This is a genomic window from Thermus sp. CCB_US3_UF1, from assembly GCF_000236585.1.
In the GTDB taxonomy this organism is placed as follows: domain Bacteria; phylum Deinococcota; class Deinococci; order Deinococcales; family Thermaceae; genus Thermus.
In genome coordinates this window covers 960,506-977,223 of record NC_017278.1, presented here as the reverse complement: position 1 = coordinate 977,223, position 16,718 = coordinate 960,506, and the positions used below count along the sequence as shown (strand labels likewise).

Annotated in this window: 18 protein-coding genes; 7 read left to right on the top strand and 11 right to left on the bottom strand. The window is 69.3% G+C overall.

The window, feature by feature from the left end:
* Window positions 1-8 precede the first annotated feature (8 nt).
* Together TCCBUS3UF1_RS04885 and TCCBUS3UF1_RS04880 are read left to right on the top strand one after the other, a co-directional pair.
* Window positions 9-1,118, top strand: a complete 1,110-nt coding sequence (locus tag TCCBUS3UF1_RS04885) for a carbohydrate ABC transporter permease (RefSeq protein WP_041433769.1) — start codon at window positions 9-11, stop codon at window positions 1,116-1,118.
* Window positions 1,118-1,924, top strand: a complete 807-nt coding sequence (locus TCCBUS3UF1_RS04880) for a carbohydrate ABC transporter permease (protein ID WP_014515396.1) — start codon at window positions 1,118-1,120, stop codon at window positions 1,922-1,924. Before TCCBUS3UF1_RS04885 ends, TCCBUS3UF1_RS04880 begins: the two co-directional genes overlap by 1 nt.
* Here TCCBUS3UF1_RS04880 and TCCBUS3UF1_RS04875 read toward each other — a convergent pair.
* Window positions 1,921-2,520, bottom strand: coding sequence for a protoglobin domain-containing protein (locus TCCBUS3UF1_RS04875; RefSeq protein WP_014515395.1), 600 nt, complete (start codon window positions 2,518-2,520; stop codon window positions 1,921-1,923). The genes TCCBUS3UF1_RS04880 and TCCBUS3UF1_RS04875 overlap by 4 nt on opposite strands.
* 44 nt (window positions 2,521-2,564) lie before the next feature.
* On the opposite strand from TCCBUS3UF1_RS04875, the gene TCCBUS3UF1_RS04870 reads away from it, so the two are divergent.
* Window positions 2,565-3,473, top strand: a complete 909-nt coding sequence (locus TCCBUS3UF1_RS04870; RefSeq protein ID WP_014515394.1) for an NADPH:quinone oxidoreductase family protein — start codon at window positions 2,565-2,567, stop codon at window positions 3,471-3,473.
* On the opposite strand, the gene TCCBUS3UF1_RS04865 is transcribed toward TCCBUS3UF1_RS04870, so the two are convergent.
* Window positions 3,470-4,294 carry an ornithine cyclodeaminase gene (locus TCCBUS3UF1_RS04865; RefSeq protein ID WP_041433768.1) on the bottom strand — a complete coding sequence of 275 codons (825 nt, stop codon included), beginning with the start codon at window positions 4,292-4,294 and terminating at the stop codon, window positions 3,470-3,472. The genes TCCBUS3UF1_RS04870 and TCCBUS3UF1_RS04865 overlap by 4 nt on opposite strands.
* Window positions 4,295-4,303: 9 nt before the next feature.
* Between TCCBUS3UF1_RS04865 and TCCBUS3UF1_RS04860 the strand changes: the two genes are divergently transcribed.
* A complete protein-coding gene (locus tag TCCBUS3UF1_RS04860; RefSeq protein ID WP_155983264.1) occupies window positions 4,304-5,206 on the top strand; it encodes an AEC family transporter in 903 nt (300 codons plus the stop codon).
* Here TCCBUS3UF1_RS04860 and TCCBUS3UF1_RS04855 read toward each other — a convergent pair.
* Genes TCCBUS3UF1_RS04855 through TCCBUS3UF1_RS04835 form a run of 5 tightly spaced genes read right to left on the bottom strand, consistent with a single transcriptional unit; the run spans window position 5,165 to window position 8,663 of the window.
* The gene (locus tag TCCBUS3UF1_RS04855) at window positions 5,165-5,557 is read right to left on the bottom strand and encodes a hypothetical protein (RefSeq protein WP_014515391.1); all 393 of its coding nucleotides are present in this window, start codon (window positions 5,555-5,557) and stop codon (window positions 5,165-5,167) included. The two genes, TCCBUS3UF1_RS04860 and TCCBUS3UF1_RS04855, sit on opposite strands and share 42 nt — an antisense overlap.
* On the bottom strand, window positions 5,554-6,240 hold the full coding sequence (locus TCCBUS3UF1_RS04850; protein WP_014515390.1) for a 16S rRNA (uracil(1498)-N(3))-methyltransferase: 687 nt from the start codon (window positions 6,238-6,240) through the stop codon (window positions 5,554-5,556). Before TCCBUS3UF1_RS04850 ends, TCCBUS3UF1_RS04855 begins: the two co-directional genes overlap by 4 nt.
* A gap of 3 nt (window positions 6,241-6,243) precedes the next feature.
* Window positions 6,244-7,008 carry a 50S ribosomal protein L11 methyltransferase gene (locus TCCBUS3UF1_RS04845; RefSeq protein ID WP_014515389.1) on the bottom strand — a complete coding sequence of 255 codons (765 nt, stop codon included), beginning with the start codon at window positions 7,006-7,008 and terminating at the stop codon, window positions 6,244-6,246.
* Between the two features lie 4 nt (window positions 7,009-7,012).
* Window positions 7,013-7,609 (bottom strand): metalloregulator ArsR/SmtB family transcription factor, encoded by a 597-nt coding sequence (locus TCCBUS3UF1_RS04840; RefSeq protein WP_014515388.1) that lies wholly within the window; start codon window positions 7,607-7,609, stop codon window positions 7,013-7,015.
* Window position 7,610: 1 nt separating this feature from the next.
* The gene (locus tag TCCBUS3UF1_RS04835; RefSeq protein WP_014515387.1) at window positions 7,611-8,663 is read right to left on the bottom strand and encodes an Mrp/NBP35 family ATP-binding protein; all 1,053 of its coding nucleotides are present in this window, start codon (window positions 8,661-8,663) and stop codon (window positions 7,611-7,613) included.
* A 111-nt stretch (window positions 8,664-8,774) separates the two neighbouring features.
* On the opposite strand from TCCBUS3UF1_RS04835, the gene TCCBUS3UF1_RS04830 reads away from it, so the two are divergent.
* From TCCBUS3UF1_RS04830 to TCCBUS3UF1_RS04820, 3 genes are all read left to right on the top strand, one after another.
* Window positions 8,775-9,866, top strand: coding sequence for an IS4 family transposase (locus tag TCCBUS3UF1_RS04830; protein ID WP_014514485.1), 1,092 nt, complete (start codon window positions 8,775-8,777; stop codon window positions 9,864-9,866).
* A gap of 78 nt (window positions 9,867-9,944) precedes the next feature.
* A complete protein-coding gene (locus TCCBUS3UF1_RS04825; protein ID WP_014515386.1) occupies window positions 9,945-10,544 on the top strand; it encodes a hypothetical protein in 600 nt (199 codons plus the stop codon).
* Window positions 10,545-10,576: 32 nt separating this feature from the next.
* Window positions 10,577-13,168, top strand: coding sequence for a valine--tRNA ligase (locus tag TCCBUS3UF1_RS04820; protein ID WP_014515385.1), 2,592 nt, complete (start codon window positions 10,577-10,579; stop codon window positions 13,166-13,168).
* Here the strand turns inward: TCCBUS3UF1_RS04820 and TCCBUS3UF1_RS04815 are convergent.
* The 4 genes from TCCBUS3UF1_RS04815 to TCCBUS3UF1_RS04800 are packed head-to-tail and all read right to left on the bottom strand — an operon-like array spanning window position 13,152 to window position 16,715.
* Window positions 13,152-13,715, bottom strand: a complete 564-nt coding sequence (locus TCCBUS3UF1_RS04815; RefSeq protein ID WP_014515384.1) for a hypothetical protein — start codon at window positions 13,713-13,715, stop codon at window positions 13,152-13,154. The genes TCCBUS3UF1_RS04820 and TCCBUS3UF1_RS04815 overlap by 17 nt on opposite strands.
* Window positions 13,687-15,687, bottom strand: coding sequence for a DHH family phosphoesterase (locus TCCBUS3UF1_RS04810; RefSeq protein ID WP_041433767.1), 2,001 nt, complete (start codon window positions 15,685-15,687; stop codon window positions 13,687-13,689). Before TCCBUS3UF1_RS04810 ends, TCCBUS3UF1_RS04815 begins: the two co-directional genes overlap by 29 nt.
* Window positions 15,684-15,998: a hypothetical protein gene (locus TCCBUS3UF1_RS04805; protein WP_014515382.1), complete on the bottom strand. Its 315-nt coding sequence runs from the start codon at window positions 15,996-15,998 to the stop codon at window positions 15,684-15,686. Before TCCBUS3UF1_RS04805 ends, TCCBUS3UF1_RS04810 begins: the two co-directional genes overlap by 4 nt.
* Before the next feature lie 6 nt (window positions 15,999-16,004).
* Window positions 16,005-16,715 carry a 1-(5-phosphoribosyl)-5-[(5-phosphoribosylamino)methylideneamino] imidazole-4-carboxamide isomerase gene (locus tag TCCBUS3UF1_RS04800; RefSeq protein WP_014515381.1) on the bottom strand — a complete coding sequence of 237 codons (711 nt, stop codon included), beginning with the start codon at window positions 16,713-16,715 and terminating at the stop codon, window positions 16,005-16,007.
* Window positions 16,716-16,718: the final 3 nt, after the last annotated feature.

Genomic DNA, 16,718 nt, shown 5'->3' with positions numbered 1-16,718 from the left:
GAGGCAGCATGCGCGACCGCATCACGGCCCTTTTGGTCCTCCTCCCCTCCTTGGTGGCGGTGGGGATCTTCGTCTACGGGTTCATCGGGCAGAACCTTTGGGTCTCCTTTACCGACTGGGGGAAAAATCCCGCCCAGGCCTTAGCCCTTAGGCCGGAACTCCAGTTTGTGGGCTTGGAAAACTACCGGGAGCTCTTCACCGGCTTCGTGGAGACCCGCTTCCGCCAAAGCGTCATCAACCTGGTCTTCTTCACCCTCTTCTTCATGGCGGGAAGCCTGGGCCTAGGCCTCCTCCTGGCGGTGGCCCTGGACCAAGGCCCCAGGGGGGAGGGGTTTTTCCGCACGGTCTTCCTCTTCCCCATGGCTCTCTCCTTCGTCGTCACGGGCACCATCTGGCGCTGGCTCCTCCAGCCCCAAGGAGGGGTGAACGTCCTTCCCACCCTTTTGGGCCTACCCCCCCTGGCCTTCCCCTGGCTCACCACCCGGGAGCAGGTCCTGGTCTTTGACTGGAACCGCCTGCCCCTCTACACCGCTTGGGTGGTGGGGCTTGTCCTCCTCTACGTGGCCTGGCGGGCCCACCGGGAAGGGGAAAAAAGGCGGCGCTTCTGGGCCCTCCTTTCCGGAGGGGTCCTCCTCCTCTGGGCCCTGACCGTGGGCAGCCGCGTCCACCTCCTCCCCTACCCCGAGCCCCACGGGTTCAGCCTGGCCCTGGTGGGGGTGATCCTGGCGGCGGTGTGGCAGATGTCCGGGTACACCATGGCCCTTTACCTGGCGGGGCTCAGGGGGATCCCGGTGGAGGTCTTGGAGGCGGCCAAGGTAGACGGGGCCAGCCCCTGGCAGACCTACCGCCATGTGATCCTCCCCCTCTTGGCCCCCATCACCCTCTCGGCCATGATCGTCTTGGGGCACATTGCCCTGAAGATCTTTGACCTCATCTTCGCCATGGCCGGGCTGGACTATGCCCCCACCGACGTTCCGGCCATCTACATGTACCTCCTGGCCTTCCGGGGGAACCAGTTCGCCAAGGGGGCCGCCATCGGCATCCTCCTCCTCCTCCTGGTGGCGGGGGTGGTCATCCCCTACCTGGCGAGCCAGCTGAGGAAGGAGGTGCGGCGCTGATGGGACGGATTTTCCTCTACGCCTTTTTGCTCCTCATGACGGGCTTCTTCCTCCTGCCCGTCTACCTGGTGGTCCTCACCGCCCTCAAGGAGCCCGCCAAGATCACCCTGGATACCGTCTGGCGCTGGCCTGACCCCGTCTACTGGGAGAGCTTCCGCATCGCCTGGGAAGCCTTCCGGCCCAAGTTCCAAAACTCCTTGGTGCTGGCCCTCTCCGCCACCCTGCTTTCCGCCCTGGTGGGGGCCCTAAACGGCTATGTGCTGGCCAAGTGGCCCTTCCGCGGTTCGGACCTCCTCTTCGCCTTCATGCTCTTCGGGATGTTCATCCCCTACCAGAGCGTCCTCATCCCCCTTTTCCAGTTCGTGAAGGCCATCGGCCTCTACGGAACCCTGGGGGGGCTGGTCCTGGTGCACGTGGTCTACGGCATCCCCATCGTGACCCTGATTTTCAAGAACTACTACTCGGAAATCCCCGACGAGCTGGTGGAGGCCGCCCGCATGGATGGGGCCGGGTTCTTTGGGGTTTTCCGCCACGTGATCCTGCCCCTTTCCGCCCCCGCCTTCGTGGTGGTGGCCATCTGGCAGTTCACGCAGATCTGGAACGAGTTCCTCTTCGCCGTCACCCTTACCCGTCCCGAAAGCCAGCCCATCACCGTGGCCCTGGCCCAGCTGGCGGGAGGGGAGGCGGTGAAGTGGAACCTGCCCATGGCCGGGGCCATCCTGGCCGCCCTGCCCACCCTTTTGGTCTACATCTTCCTGGGGCGGTACTTCCTGCGGGGGCTCCTGGCGGGGTCGGTGAAGGGCTAGGAGGGGGTAAGCTGGGCCAGAAGCCGGGCCGCGGCCTCCTGGGCCCTTTCCAGGAAGACCCGGGGGTCCTCCCCCCAGGTGAGGGCCAGGGCCTCGAGGTAGGCCTCCAGGTACTCCTCAGCGATGAGGGCCATGACGGTGAAGGCCAGGCGGCGCCAGGCGTCCTCCAGGGCCCGGGCCTCCTCCGCCGGGAGGGTTTCCCGGGCCTTCTGGGCCACGGTCCCCGTCAGCCAGTTCCACATGGCGGCCATCATGCCGTTGGTCACCCCCCGGCGCACGTGCACCAGGCCCACCAGGGCCTGCCAGGCAAAGTACTGGCCGTTGAAGGGGCCCCTTAGGGTGCGCAGGTACCAGTCCCTCAAGGTCTTCTCCCGCTCCGGGCGCTCCCCTTCCCGGAAGACCCTTTTGGTGGCGGGGTGGGCGAAGAGGGTGTCGTAAAACCCCTGGACCACCTCCTCGGTCCAGCCCTCCATCAAGGAGGCGTAGCGGGCCAGGACCTTGCCGTCCTCAAGGGGGCGGAAGCGGGCCTGGGGAGGGAGCTGGCTCCAGGTTTCCTGGGCGGCCTGATAGAAGCGGGCGAGGTTCTTCTCCGTCACATCCCCGAGGATAGCAAAAGGTCAGAAGGGGGTAAACTTCCCCCATGAAGGCCTGGATCCAGGAAAAGCTGGGGGCTCCCTTGGCGCTCAAGGAGGTGGCCGAACCCTCCCCCAAGGCGGGGGAGGTGGTGCTGGAGGTGGAGGCGGTGGGGCTCAACTTCGCCGACCACCTCCTGCGCCTAGGCGGCTACCTGACCCGCCTCCACCCTCCCTTCGTGCCCGGCATGGAGGCGGTGGGGAAGGTGGGGGAAAGGCGGTACGCCGCCCTCATGGGCCACGGGGCCTTGGCCGAGCGGGTGGCGGTGCCGGAAGAAGCCCTCCTGCCCGTGCCCGAAGGGCTTTCCCCCGAGGAGGCCGCCGCCTACCCGGTTTCCTTCCTCACCGCCTACCTGGCCCTGCGGCAGGCGGGGGCCAGGCCCGGGGAGTGGGTCCTGGTCCAGGCGGCGGCTGGGGCCTTGGGCACGGCGGCGGTTCAGGTGGCCAAGGCCTTGGGGCTTCGGGTCCTGGCGGCGGCCTCGAGGCCGGAGAAACTCCCCCTGCCCCAGGCCCTGGGGGCGGAGGCCGTGGCCCCCTACGAGGCCCTCCCCCAGGTGGCCAAGGAGCTGGGCGGGGTGGACCTGGTCCTGGAGGTGCGGGGAAAGGACCTGGAGGAAAGCCTCTCCCTCCTCAGGCCCGGGGGGCGGCTGGTCTACATCGGGGCCGCCGAGGGGGAGGTGGCCCCCCTCAACCCCTTGCGCCTCATGCGGAAGAACCTGGCCGTCCTGGGCTTCTGGCTGGCCCCCCTGTTGCGGGAAAGGCCCCTTGTGGAAGAGGCCTTGGCCTTCCTCCTCCCCCGTTTGGGGAAGGAGCTTAGGCCCGTGGTGGGGGCGGTCTTCCCCTTCCTCGAGGCGGAAAGGGCCTTCCAGGCCCTCCTGGACCGGGGGCATACCGGCAAGATCGTGGTGCGGCTTTAGTCCAAGCCCAGAAGGTGGCGCACCGCCGCCAGGTCAAAGAGGGCGTGGCCCACGCTCTTGAAGAGCACGGGCTCCCCTTCGGCCCTCTGGCCCAAAAGGGCTTCCTTAAGGGTCACCACCGGTTTCCCTAGGCCCACCAGTTCTCCTGCTTCCCTAAGGGCCGCCTCAGTGTCGGCGTAAAGGGCGGCCCGGGCCACCAGGGGCGCGGGCACCTCCCGCATCCCCGGGCGGTAGCTTCCCACCGCGGCGATGAAGGCCCCTTCCGGCACCCGCTCGGGCAGGACGGGGGTGGGGCTTGGGGTGGCGGTGACCACGAAGGCCACGTCCTCCGGGACCTCCTCCCCCGTCCACTCCTCCGCCGCAAGCCCAAGCTCCTGGGCCCTTTGCAGAAAGGCCAGGACCCTCTCCCGCCCCCTCCCCCGCACCAGGACCCGGGTGAGGGGGAAGCCTTCGGCGAAGGCCTCGAGGTGGGCCACCCCCTGGGCCCCCGGCCCCACCACCAGCAAGGCCCCCGTCCGCCTGGGGGCAAGAAGCCGGGCCGCCAGGAGGGAGAGGGCCGCGGTGCGCTTCTGGGTGAGCTCCTCCCCCGGCAGGTGGAGCACCTCCTCGCTTCCAAGCCGCCTCACCCAGACCTCGGCCCGCACGCTGGGGCTTTTCCCCACCTCCACGGTCACCAGCTTGCACAGGGCCACCTCGGCATCGGCGGCGGGCATCACCAGAAACTGCCCCCCAGGGATGGGTAGGACCTGCCTGGGCGGGGCCTCGGCCCCCCTCAGGAGCACCCCCCGGATGGCCTCGGCCAGGGCCAGGTATTCCCCCATGCCCTTAGAATGCCCCACATGCAGGCCCTCCTCAACACCGTGGTCCCCGTGGCCCTGGTGGTCCTGGCCGGCTACCTTCTGGGAAGGCGCGTGCCCATGGACCTCACCACCCTGAGCCGCCTCACCCTCTACCTCCTGGTGCCCGCCCTCATCTTTGACGCCATGTACCGGGCGGAGTACTCGCGGGAAGGGCTTTTGGGCCTGGCCCTGGGCTTCTCCCTCACCTACGCCCTCCTCTTCCTGGCCATCTGGGGAGGGGGGAGGCTTTTGCGCCTCTCCCCTGAGGCCACCAAGGGGCTTTTGGTCTGCAGCCTCTTCCCCAACTCCGGCAACATGGGCCTCTCCCTCACCTTCTTCGCCCTGGGGGAGGAGGGGCTGAGGCGGGCCGTGGTCTACTTCATCCTCTCCAGCGTGGTCATGTTCGGCCTGGGCCCGGCCTTCATCCGGGGCGGCGGGCTTCAGGAGGGCCTCCGCTTCACCCTGCGCCTCCCCCTTTTCTATGCCCTCTTCCTGGGCCTCCTCCTCAAGGCCTTGGGGATAACCCTTCCCTTCCGGCTGGACGAAGGGATACGCCTCATGGGCCAGGCGGCCATCCCCGTCCTCCTCCTCACCCTGGGGATGCAGATGGGCCAGACCCGCTTCCAGGTGGGGGCCTTTGAAGGGGTGGCGAGCGGCCTCAGGCTCCTCCTGGCCCCCCTTCTGGCCTATGGGGTGGGGTTCCTCCTGGACCTGCCCCGGCTGGAGCACCAGGTCCTGGTCCTCCAGTCCGCCACCCCGGTGGCGGTGAACGCCTTCCTCATGACCAAGGAGTTCGGTGGGGATGCCCTAAGGGTAGCCCGGAGCGTGGTGGTCTCCACCTTCTTGGCCTTCCTAACGATTCCCCTCTTTCTCCTCCTCATCGGGGTCCGGTAGGGCCGGGGCCCCCAGGTCCAGCTGAAAGAGGACCCCACCCCCATAGAGCCCCACCAGGCGGTGGTACCCCGGGGCCAGGGGAAAGGCCAGCCGGTAGGCCCCGGGGCCTTCCAGGAAAAGGGCCCGTTCCAAGACCAGGGTCTCCTCCCGGAACCAGCGGAGGTGGAGGTAGCCGGGTAGGGGCCAGCGCTCCACCTGGAGGAGGAGAAGGGCCTCCTGGCCCATAGGCTGGAGCCTGGCCACGGCGAAGGGCCTTTCCGGGGCGGGGGGCCGGCCGGGGTCTAGGGGCAAGAAGGTGTAGCGGCAGGCGGAGAGAACCACCAGGAGGAAAAGGGCCAAAGGGAACCTCATCGCCCCTCCCCCGCGGTGCAGAGGGCCAGAAGGGCCAGGGCGGCGGTTTCTGCCCGCAGGATCCTCCGGCCCAGGGTCACGGGGACGAAGCCTCTTTCCTGGAGAAACTCCACTTCATCCTCGGCAAACCCCCCCTCCGGGCCCACGGCCAGGGCCAGGGGCTTCCCAGGATCCAGGACCTCCCCCACCCGGCGGCCTGCCCCCACGTGGGCTAGGAGGCCATGGGCCACGGGGGGCACGGCCCTTAAGGGGATGGGGGGAAGGACCTCAGGGACCCTAAGCCGCCCCGACTGCTTGGCCGCCTCCACGGCGATGGCCTCAAGCCGCCTCAGCTTCCCCTCCCCCATCTCCTTGGGCACGGTGTGGCGGGTGATGAGGGGCTGCACCCGGGTCACCCCGAGTTCGGTGGCCCCCCGCACCACCTCCGCCAGCTTGTCTCCCTTGAGGAGGGCCATGTAGAGGACCACCTCCACCCCCACCTCCCGCTCGGGGCGGCGCTCCTCCAGGAGGCGGTAGCGCACAGGGGGGCCCAGGTCCACCACCTCGGCCAAGGCCTCCCGCTCGGCGTCGAACACCGTGAACCGGTCCCCCACCTGGGCCCGCAGGACCTCCAAGAGGTGGCGGCTTTCCCGCAAGGAGAGGACCCCGGTAAGCCCGGGGCTGTAGGCGCGGTGGGGGCGCATCCCTCACCTCCGGTAGGCCAGAAGGGCCCACTCCCCTTCCGCCTCCTCTTCCAGAAGGCTGAGTCCCCTGCCCGCCAAGGCCTCCCGCACCAAGGGAAGCTTTTCCCGTAGGATGCCCGTGAGCAGGAGCCGCCCCCCCGGGGCCAGGGCCTGGGGGTAAAGGGGGGCGAAGGCCTGGTGGAGTTCGGCGAAGAGGTTGGCCACCACCAGGCCGAAAGGCCCCTGGGGCAAGGCCTCCTCCAGGCTCCCCTTCTGGAAGCCCACGGCCACCCCGTTCCCCCGGGCGTTGGCCTCAGCCAGGGGAAGGACGGCCTCGTCGATGTCCACGCCTAAGGCCTCGGCCCCCAGCTTGGCGGCGGCGATGGCCAGGATGCCCGAGCCCGTGCCCAGGTCCAAAACCCGCTCCCCGGGGCGCAAGTGCCGGGCCAGGGCCCTAAGGGCCAGACGGGTGGTCTCGTGGTGGCCGGTGCCGAAGGCCATCCCCGGCTCAATGACCAGGGGGATCTCCGGCCCCTCCCAGGCGTGCCACGGGGCCAGGACCACGAAGGGCGGGGCCAGGGCGGGCTTGAGGTCCCGCCGCCAGGCCTCGAGCCAATCCTCGTCGGGAACCTCCTCCCACGCCCCACCAAAGGGAAGGTCCAAGGGGGCAGGGAAGTAGGCCAGGACCTCCCCCTCCCGCTCCCAAAGCCCCCGGGCCCCCCGCTGGAAGAGCTCGGGGATCCAGGGTTCCCAGTCGGCTGGGGTGCCCTTCAGACGGTAAACCCACACCCCGTCATTCTATCCGGTAGCGGCAACAGCTCCCCCCCTCGGCCAGGCGCTCCTCCCGCACCAAAGGGAGGCCCAAAAGCTCCTGGTAGGCCAGGAGTTCGCTTTCGCAAAGGGCGGCGTGCTCCCGGGAGAGGGCCAGCTTGGGGCAGCGCCGCTGGCAGAGGTAAAGGCGCCCCCCCTCCTCCACCACCTCCGCCTCGTAGCCCTGCTCCTTGAGGAAGAGGGCCAGGCGAAGGAGCCTTTCCTTAAGGGGCAGGGCCTCCAGGCGAAGGGGGGCGAAGAGGGCCCGGTTCCGCTCCAGGAGCAAGGCCACCACCGCCTCCCGCCCCAGGGCCCGCTCCAAGCCCTTCAGGACATCCCCGCACAGGGCAGCGTAGGGGGCCCCCTGGTCCTGGGCCCGGTAGACCCGGTGGGGCCGCCCCCGGCCCGGGCACCGCCGCACCTCGGAGCGCACCAGGCCCCGGGCCTCGAGGTCCTGAAGGTGCCGCTGGGCCGCGGCCCGGCTCACCCCAAGGGCCTCGGCCACCTCCTTGGCCGTGCGGGGGCGGAGCCTTAGGAGGTCCAGAACCCGCTCTTTGGTGCCCTCCAGGAGAAGCGCCATATCAGGCCATGGGCAGGGCGATGAAGCTCTGCACGCTCAGGGCGCCGGCCAGCTCCCGGGCCGCCTTCTGGAAGGCCTCGGCCTCGGGGCTTTCCGGGGCCGCCACCAGGATGGGCCGCCCCTGGTCCCCGCTTTCCCGCACGGCAAGGGTAAGGGGGATCTCCCCCAGGAAGCGGGTCTTAAGTCTTTCCGCCAACCGGCGTCCCCCCCCTTGGCCGAAGATGGGGGTGGGCTGCCCGCAATGGGGGCAGAGGAAGTGGCTCATGTTCTCCACCACCCCCAGGATGGGCACCTGCACCTTCTTGAACATGTCCGCGGCCCTTTCCGCGTCGATCAGGGCCACCTCCTGGGGCGTGGTGACGATCACCCCCCCGGAAACCCGGGTGAGCTGGGTGAGGGAAAGCTGCACGTCCCCCGTGCCCGGGGGGAGGTCCACCACCAGGTAGTCCAGCTCCCCCCAGTTCACCTCCTCCAGGAACTGCTTGAGGGTGCCGTGGAGGATGGGCCCCCGCCAGATCATGGCCTGGCCGGGGGGCACGATGTTGGCGATGGAGAGGACCTTGAGGCCATAGGCCTCCAGGGGCAGGATGCGGCGCTGGGGGTCCACCTTGAGCCGCTCCCCCTCCAGGCCGAACATCTTGGCCTGGCTCGGGCCGTAGAGGTCGGCGTCCAGAAGGCCCACCGCCGCCCCCTCCCGGGCCAGGGCCAGGGCCAGGTTGGCGGCCACGGTGCTCTTCCCCACCCCCCCCTTGCCCGAGGCCACCGCCACCACGTGCTTTACCCCGGGGAGGGGATACTGCTCGGGGGGGCGCACCCCGCCGCCGAAGCGCACCCGGACCTCCTCGAGGCCCAAAGGGGCCAAGGCCCGCCGGATCTCCGCCTCAATCTGGCCCTTGAGGGGGCAGGCGGGGGTGGTGAGCTGGATGAGGAGGTCCACCCTGCCCCCCTCCAGCCGGATCTCCCCCACCATGCCCAGGGAGACCAGATCCTTGCCCAGCTCGGGGTCCATCACCGTGCGCAGGGCCTCGAGGACCCGCTCTTCCGATAGCGCCATACCGGGCTTAGGGTATACCCGGATCTCAGTACACGTCAAAACGTGGGACCACCCCTTTAGGATGGACCTGCGCCCACGTGGATGGGCAGGTACCCATAGGAGGTGGTCCCCATGGAACAGCTTACCCCACTCATCAACGCCTTGAAGCGATACTGGAAGGCCGACCTCAGGCGCCTCACCTTCCTGGCCGCCCTGGTGATGGCTCTGGTCACCGCCCGCACCACAAGCGGCCCCAGACTCGCTCTTTCCCTCGGCTCCATAGCCAGCCCTGACCCCCGCTCCGCCTACCGAAGGTTCCAGCGGTTCTTGGCCTGGCCGGGGCTGGACGGGGAGGGCTATGCCCGCTTCATCTTCGCCCTCCTCCGACCCCAAGGGCTCCTCCTGGTCATGGACCGGACCGAGTGGGAGCTGGGGAAGAGCAAGGTCAACCTCCTGATGCTGGCCTTCCTGTACCAAGGCCTGGCCGTCCCCCTGTTCTGGAGCTTCCTTCCCCACGACGGCAACTCCTCCACCCCCGAACGCATCGCCCTGATGGAGAGGGCCTTGGCTTTCCTGAGGGCCCACTTCCCCCACCTCCGGGTGGAGGGGTTCCTGGCGGATCGGGAGTTCATAGGGGAGGCGTGGTTCCGGTACCTGGAGGAGAAGGGCATCCCCCGGTGCATCCGAATCAAGGCCAACACCCGGATGTGGCGGTTGGGCTCGGGCCCTCGGGCCTGGGAGCTCTTTGCCTCCCTGAAGGTGGGAGAGAGCCGGGTGCCCAGGCGGCGGTACTGGGTCTACGGGCGGCGCATGTGGGTGGTGGGGTTGCGCCTTGGGGTCCGGGAGTGGCTGATTGTGGCTACGGACCTGGACCCTCACCGGGTGCTGGAGGTGTACGGGCTCAGGTGGGGGATAGAGCGGCTCTTTGGGGCCCTGAAGGGGCGGGGATTTGACCTGGAGGCCACGCACGTGACGCGGGGGGAGAGGCTTTCGCGGCTTTTGGTCCCCTTGAGCCTGGCCTTCGTGTGGGCGTTTCGGACGGGGCTTGTGCTGCACCGGGTGCGTCCGGTGAGGCCCAAGAAGCACGGGAGGCTGGGACAGAGCCTCTTCCGGGCGGGGCTGGACCTGCTCACCCTTTGGGCGCTTGCCCTCTGGGGTGCAGGGGGAGGAAGGCGCGGAAGTCCCTTGGGGTTATGCCCTATGGAGGTTTTGACGTGTACATAGTACCCGGATATAGCTTTGGGCAAGAGGTGAAGGCACAATGAGAGGACCTACCCCCTCCCCTTCCCCTATACTCTTCCCGTGCACCCCGAGTGGCAGAAAAAGCCCTTCTTTGAACTCCACCTGGCCTGGCTGGTGCAAGGGCCCAGGGGCCACGAGCTCCTCTTCAAGGTGAACCCCTATAGCCTCTACCCCACCCAGGAAGAGGCCCTGCAGGCGGCCAGGGCCCTCTTGGAAGGGGATCTGGACCAAGACCCCCGGGTGGGGAACCACAAGGCCCCCCTCCGCCTCACCCCCGAGGAGAAGGAGCGCTTCCTCATCCTCCTGCAAAGCGGCAAGGCCCTCCTGCCCCTGGACCGCTACGCCCTCCTGGGGGAGGTGGCCCAGGTGGCCGAGCGCCTCCTCCACCGGGCCCCCTTCCAGGACCCCAGCAACGTCCTCCATAGCCTCCAGGGCCTCCCCGTCCGCCTCCTCTACACCCCCCTCAACGACCCCGAGGCCGAGGGGGTGGAAGTGGCCCGGGGGGTGCTCCGGGTCCTGCCCCAAGGCCTCCAGGTGGGGGAGACCGCCCTCTCCCTCCCCCCTGAGACCCCCATAGAGGGCCTGGCCTACGAGGACGCCTTCTTCACCCTGGGGGAGGGGCGGTATTACCTCTACGCCCTGGAAGAACCTCCCGCCTAAAGGGCCTCCTCCCGGGTAAAGTGGTGGGTAGCATGGACCTACCCAAGGCCTACGACCCCCAATCCGTGGAGCCCAAGTGGGCGGAGAAGTGGGCGAACCGCCCCTTTGTCGCCAACCCCCATAGCGGCAAAAAGCCCTTCGTCATCTTCATGCCCCCACCCAACGTGACGGGAAGCCTGCACATGGGCCATGCCCTGGACAACGCCCTACAGGACGCCCTCATCCGCTACAAGCGCATGCGGGGGTTTGAAGCGGTCTGGCTCCCCGGCACCGACCACGCGGGCATCGCCACCCAGGTGGTGGTGGAAAGGCTCCTCCGCCAAGAGGGCAAGACCCGGCACGACCTGGGCCGGGAGGCCTTCTTGGAGCGGGTCTGGCGCTGGAAGGAGGAGTCCGGGGGGACTATCCTGCGGCAGCTGAAGCGCCTGGGGGCCAGCGCCGACTGGAGCCGGGAAGCCTTCACCATGGACGAGAAGCGTTCCCGGGCGGTGCGCTACGCCTTTAGCCGCTACTACCACGAGGGCCTGGCCTACCGCGCCCCCAGGCTGGTCAACTGGTGCCCCCGGTGCGAAACCACCCTCTCCGACCTGGAGGTGGAGACCGAGCCCACCCCCGGCAAGCTCTACACCCTGGCCTACGAGGTGGAGGGGGGCGGCCAGATCGCCATCGCCACCGTGCGCCCGGAGACGGTCTTCGCCGACCAGGCCATCGCCGTCCACCCCGAGGACGAGCGTTACCAGCACCTCATCGGCCGCAAGGCCCGCATCCCCCTCACGGGGATCCCCATCCCCATCCTGGCCGACCCGGCGGTGGAGCGGGAGTTCGGCACCGGGGCCCTCAAGGTGACCCCGGCCCACGACCCCCTGGACTACGAGATCGGGGAGCGCCACGGCCTGGAGCCGGTTTCCGTCATCAACCTCCAAGGGCGGATGGAGGGGGAGAGGGTGCCCGAGGTCCTGAGGGGCCTCGAGCGCTTCGCCGCCCGCAAGAAGGCGGTGGAGCTCTTTCGGGAGGCGGGCCACCTCCTGGCCGAGGAGGACTACACCATCCAGATGGCCACCTGCTCCCGCTGCGGCACCCCCCTGGAGTACGCCATCTTCCCCCAGTGGTGGCTTTCCATGAAGCCCCTGGCGGAAAAGGTGATCCGGGGCCTGGAGGGGGACGAGATCGCCTTCGTGCCCGAGCGCTGGAAACGGGTCAACCTGGAGTGGCTCAAAGGGGTGCGGGACTGGAACATCTCCCGCCAGCTCTGGTGGGGGCACCAGATCCCCGCCTGGTACTGCGAGGACTGCGGCCAGGTGAACGTCCCTCCCCCGGAACGCTACCTGGAAGACCCCAGCGCCTGCCAAGCCTGCGGAAGCGCGAGGCTCAAGCGAGACGAGGACGTCTTTGACACCTGGTTCTCCTCGGCCCTCTGGCCCCTTGCCACCCTGGGCTGGCCCGAGGAGACGGAGGACCTGAAGGCCTTTTACCCCGGGGATGTCCTAGTCAGCGGCTACGACATCCTCTTCCTCTGGGTTTCCCGCATGGAGGTCTCCGGCTACCATTTCCGCGGGGAGAGGCCCTTCAAGACCGTGCTCCTCCACGGCCTGGTCCTGGACGAGAAGGGCCAGAAGATGTCCAAGTCCAAGGGGAACGTCATTGACCCCCTGGAGATGGTGGCCCGCTACGGGGCGGACGCTCTCCGCTTCGCCCTCACCTACCTGGCCACGGGGGGGCAGGACATCCGGCTGGACCTGCGCTGGCTGGAGATGGCCAAAAACTTCGCCAACAAGCTCTACAACGCCGCCCGCTTCGTCCTCCTGGCCCGGGAAGGCTTCCAGCCCCGCACGGAAGAGCCCAGCCTGGCCGACCGCTGGATGCGCTCCCGCCTGCAAAGGGGGGTGCGGGAGATCACCGCCCTTTACGAGGCCCTGGACCTGGCCCAGGCCGCCCGGGAGGTCTACGAGCTGGTCTGGAGCGAGTTCTGCGACTGGTACCTCGAGGCCAGCAAACCGGCCCTCAAGGCGGGGAACGCCTACACCCTAAGGACCCTGGAGGAGAGCCTGGCCACCCTGCTCAAGCTCCTCCACCCCATCATGCCCTTCCTCACCAGCGAGCTCTACCAGGCCCTTAGGGGGGTGGAGGAGCTGGCCCTGGAGGCCTGGCCGGAGGTCCAAGGGGAGGAGGACCCGGAAGCCGAGGCCCGGTTTGAGGCCCTAAAGCAGGCGGTGTCCGCGGTGCGGGCCTTGCGGGCCGAGGCCGGCCTGCCCCCAGGCCAGGAGGTCCGGGTCTTCCTGGAGGGGGAGACCCAGGCCGTGATGGCGGAACTGGAGGTCTTCCGCTTCCTGGCCCGGGCCGAGCTCCTGCAAGAAGCACCGGCCAAGGCCCTGGTCAAGGCCATGCCCAAGGTGACGGTGCGCATGCCCTTGGAGGGCCTTCTGGACGTGGAGGCGTGGAAGCGCCGCCAGGAAAAGCGCCTGAAGGAGCTCTTGGACCTGGCGGAACGAAGCCAAAGGAAGCTCTCCGCCCCCGGGTTCCGGGAGAAGGCCCCCAAGGAGGTGGTGGAGGCGGAGGAAGCACGGCTAAGGGAAAACCTGGACCAGGCCGCCCGGATCCGCGAGGCCCTCAGCCAAATAGGGTGAGCCGGAGATCATGGGCCTCCCCGGGGGCCTCGGCCACCGCCTCGGCCTGGCGGAGGTTCACCGTGACGAAGGGGAAGCTTTCCACCGGGGAGAGCTCCACGATGGCCTTGTCGGGGGAAAGGGTGTACAGGCGGGCCTCGAGGAGGGTCTGGAAGGGCTTGGCCTGGGAGAGGTGGTCGGAAAGCCGCACCCCCCGGGGAAGGAGGAGCTCCCCCGCCACCAGGTACTCCCCGAAGAGGAAGGCCAGGCGGCGCCTCTCCAGGAGGGTGGGGCTGGTACGGGGCTCGGCGGGCCTCCCCCCTACCGCCCACTGGATCCGCTCCTTGCGTAGGGCCAGGAAGCCGGTGCTGGCCTTGAGCTCCTTGGCCTCTGGGGGGTGGCGGTACCCGGGGGTGTAGAGCAAGGCCCCCGTCACCGGCAGGTAGGGCCGCTCCTGGTTCAGGAGGTCGGCGGTGCCTGAGCCGGGCACCAGGTGGATCAGGCCGTAGACCCGGTAGGCCTGGGTGTAGATCCGCGCCTCATGGGCTTCCCGCGGCTGCTTGTACACGGCTTACCTCCCAGTAGGCCCAAAGGGCCTCGCTGAAAATACCCGCATGCCCCCGCTCGTAGGCGAAGAGAAGGCGGCGCCGGAGGAGGGCCTTGAGCCGCTCCTCGGGGGTGTACAGGGGAGGAAGAGCCCTAAGCCTTTCCCGGGCAGCCGGGCCCAGGGCCACCCCCACCCGCGCCACCCGCACGGGGGAGGGCGGCAGGCCAAGCCACAAGGAGGCCTCCTCCGGGGGCAGGAGGCGGAACCCTGCCCTCTGGGCGTAGGCCAGCCCTTCAGGGTTGTCCTCCGGCACGTACACCCCCTCCCCCAGGCGGGCCCGGGCCAGGGCCTCCCCCAGGGGCAGGGGGAAGGCAAAGGGCTCCACCCCCCCAAGGAGCTCCCCGGGCTCGCGGAAGTCCTGGGCCTGGGCCTCGTAGCTCACGGTGCCGTTCCAGCGGTTCTCCGTGAGGAGGACCGCCGCCTCCACCTCCTGGGGGAGAGGCCTCTCCCCCATGCGCCAGGCCACCACCCGCACCCCTTCCAGGCGGAAGGCCAGGTGCTTGCCCTCCCCCAGGGTGCGCACCTCCTCGGGAGGCCCCGCCAGGAGGAAAAGGGGCTCGGGGTTCCCCGCGCCGAAGGGCTCCAGGGCCTGGAGGGCCCCATAGACCTCGGGGAGCTGGGAAGGAGGGGGGAAAAGCCCCAAAAGGGGAACCTCCAGCACCGGGTCGGGGAAACGGGCGGCAAAGGCCTCTATGCGCCGCCGGAAGGCCGGGAAAAGGGCCTCATCCAAGGCAAAGCCCGCCGCCTCGCGGTGGCCCCCATAGCGCAGAAGGAGGTCTTCTGCGTTCCTCAAGGCCTCCACCGCGCTCACCGGGGACAGGCTCCGCACCGTCCCCTTGCCCTGGGCCACCAGGAAGACCGGACGCAAGGTGGCCTCCAGGATGCGGCTGGCCACGATGCCCATCACCCCGGGGTGGCCCTCCTCGTCCAGGAGAACGATGGCCTTGGCCTCGGGGTCAGCCTGGGGCAGGAGGCGCTTCAGCATGGCCTCCTCTATGGCCTGGCGGCGGGCGTTCAGGCGGGAAAGCTCCTCCACCAGGGCCTGGGCCTCGGCCTCGCTATCCGTAAGGAGGAGCCTTAGGGCTTTTTCCGCCTCCCCCAGGCGGCTTGCGGCGTTGATCCGGGGGGCAATGCGGAAGGCCACCTCCACGGCCTTGCCCGTGTACCCCACCGCCTGGGCCAGGAGCCTGAGCCCCACCCAGGGGGAGGTGGGGATGCGGGCCAGGCCCTCCCGCACCAGGGCCCGGTTCCAGCCCCAAAGGGGGGCCACGTCGGCGATGGTGCCCACCGCCGCCAGATCCGCGTACTCCAGGGGCGGGGGAAGCCCCAGGCGCTCGTGGAGGGCCCAAAGGAGGGTAAAGGCCACCCCGGCCCCCGTGGGGTGCTCCCCTAGGCCTGGGGTGTAGGCGGGGTGGAGGACCAGGCCCGGGGGCGGGGTATCCTTGGGGGTGTGGTGGTCGGTGACCAGCACCTCCACCCCGTTTTCCACCAGCTCCTTGAGCTCCGCGTGGTTGGCGATGCCGCAGTCCACGGTGAGGAAGACCTCGGCGGCCTCGAGGTGCTCGGGGACGCGCTCCATGAGGATCCCGTACCCCTCTTCCAGGCGGTGGGGGATGAAGGGGTGGACCTCGGCCCCCAAGGCCCTCAGGCCCCTTAGGAGCAGGGCCGTGCCGGTCAGGCCGTCGGCGTCGTAGTCCCCGTGGATGCGGATGCGCTTCCCCTCCCGGATGGCCCTAAGGAGGAGGTCCACCGCCCCTTCCAGGCCCTGCAGGGGTAGGGGCTTCAAGACGGGCTCCAGCTCCTCCCGCCGCCGCACCCCCCGGTGCCAGTAGGCCAAAGCGGCCTCGGGGCCGATCCCGAAGGCCTCCATGAGCCCCCGCCACTCGGAGAGGGGCGGCAGGGGCAGGACCCGCCAGCGCACCCGGTCCCTCATGCCTCTTCCCGGTCAGGGATCCTGGGGATCTCCTCTATCCGCTCCCGCTTCAAGGCGCTAAGCTCCCCTTGAAGCCGCCGGATCTCCCGGAGGAGGGCCCGCCGGCCCAGGACCCCCCCCAGGCCCAGGGCCAAGGCGTAAAGCCCCCCCACGGATAGGCCCAAGGCGTAGGCGCCGGGTAGGACCAGGTAAAGGGGCCAGAGCCCCCACGGGGTGGGTAGGGCCAAAAAGGGAAAGGCCAGGTAAAGGTAAAGCCCCGCCCCCCCTACCCCGAGGCTGACCAGGAGGAAGACCCAGCCCGCGAGCTTCATACGCCCTCAGGATACCCCTTGGAGGAAGTCCCGAAGGCGCACCCGCCCCTCGTAAAGGGCCTTGCCCACCAGGGCCCCTTCCACCCCCAGCCGGGCCAGGCCCCTGAGGTCCTCGGGTCCGGCGATGCCGCCCCCGGCGATGAGCTCGTGGGGCCAGGCCCCCCGCACCCGGGCCACCGCCTCCAGGTCCAGGCCCTCCAGGGTCCCATCCCGGCGGACATCGGTGTAGATCACCGTGCGCACCCCCATCTCCGCCCATTCCCGAAGGAGGTCCAAAGCCGAGAGGGGGGTGGCCTCCTGCCAGCCCGATACCACCACCTCGAGGCCCCGAGCATCCAGGGCCACGGCCAGACGCTCAGGGCCCACCTCCCCCAGCATGGCGGCCAATAGGGCCCTATCCTTCACCGCCACCGTGCCCACCACCGCCCGCACGGCCCCAAAGGAGAGGACCTCCCGCAAGGCCGCAAGGGAGCGCACCCCCCCGCCCACCTGGAAGGGGATCTGTAGGGCTTCTGCCACCCGCAGGAGGGCCTCCCGGTTGTCCCCTAGGCCCAGGGCCCGGTCCAGGTCCACCAGGTGGAGGAGCCTGGCCCCTTCCGCCTGCCAGCGCAAGGCCGCCTCCACCGGGTCGCCATACTGGGTTTCGGCCTCGGGCCGGCCCTCCCGGAGCCGCACCGCCCTCCCCCCTTTGAGGTCCACCGCCGGGATGACCCACATGGG

Coding starts and splice junctions, on each gene's coding strand:
- TCCBUS3UF1_RS04885 (WP_041433769.1), top strand. CDS start 9: ATGCGCGACCGCATCACGGCCCTTTTGGTCCTCCTCCCCTCCTTGGTG.
- TCCBUS3UF1_RS04880 (WP_014515396.1), top strand. CDS start 1,118: ATGGGACGGATTTTCCTCTACGCCTTTTTGCTCCTCATGACGGGCTTC.
- TCCBUS3UF1_RS04870 (WP_014515394.1), top strand. CDS start 2,565: ATGAAGGCCTGGATCCAGGAAAAGCTGGGGGCTCCCTTGGCGCTCAAG.
- TCCBUS3UF1_RS04865 (WP_041433768.1), bottom strand. CDS start 4,294: ATGGGGGAATACCTGGCCCTGGCCGAGGCCATCCGGGGGGTGCTCCTG.
- TCCBUS3UF1_RS04860 (WP_155983264.1), top strand. CDS start 4,304: ATGCCCCACATGCAGGCCCTCCTCAACACCGTGGTCCCCGTGGCCCTG.
- TCCBUS3UF1_RS04855 (WP_014515391.1), bottom strand. CDS start 5,557: ATGAGGTTCCCTTTGGCCCTTTTCCTCCTGGTGGTTCTCTCCGCCTGC.
- TCCBUS3UF1_RS04850 (WP_014515390.1), bottom strand. CDS start 6,240: ATGCGCCCCCACCGCGCCTACAGCCCCGGGCTTACCGGGGTCCTCTCC.
- TCCBUS3UF1_RS04840 (WP_014515388.1), bottom strand. CDS start 7,609: ATGGCGCTTCTCCTGGAGGGCACCAAAGAGCGGGTTCTGGACCTCCTA.
- TCCBUS3UF1_RS04835 (WP_014515387.1), bottom strand. CDS start 8,663: ATGGCGCTATCGGAAGAGCGGGTCCTCGAGGCCCTGCGCACGGTGATG.
- TCCBUS3UF1_RS04830 (WP_014514485.1), top strand. CDS start 8,775: ATGGAACAGCTTACCCCACTCATCAACGCCTTGAAGCGATACTGGAAG.
- TCCBUS3UF1_RS04820 (WP_014515385.1), top strand. CDS start 10,577: ATGGACCTACCCAAGGCCTACGACCCCCAATCCGTGGAGCCCAAGTGG.
- TCCBUS3UF1_RS04810 (WP_041433767.1), bottom strand. CDS start 15,687: ATGAGGGACCGGGTGCGCTGGCGGGTCCTGCCCCTGCCGCCCCTCTCC.
- TCCBUS3UF1_RS04805 (WP_014515382.1), bottom strand. CDS start 15,998: ATGAAGCTCGCGGGCTGGGTCTTCCTCCTGGTCAGCCTCGGGGTAGGG.
- TCCBUS3UF1_RS04800 (WP_014515381.1), bottom strand. CDS start 16,715: ATGTGGGTCATCCCGGCGGTGGACCTCAAAGGGGGGAGGGCGGTGCGG.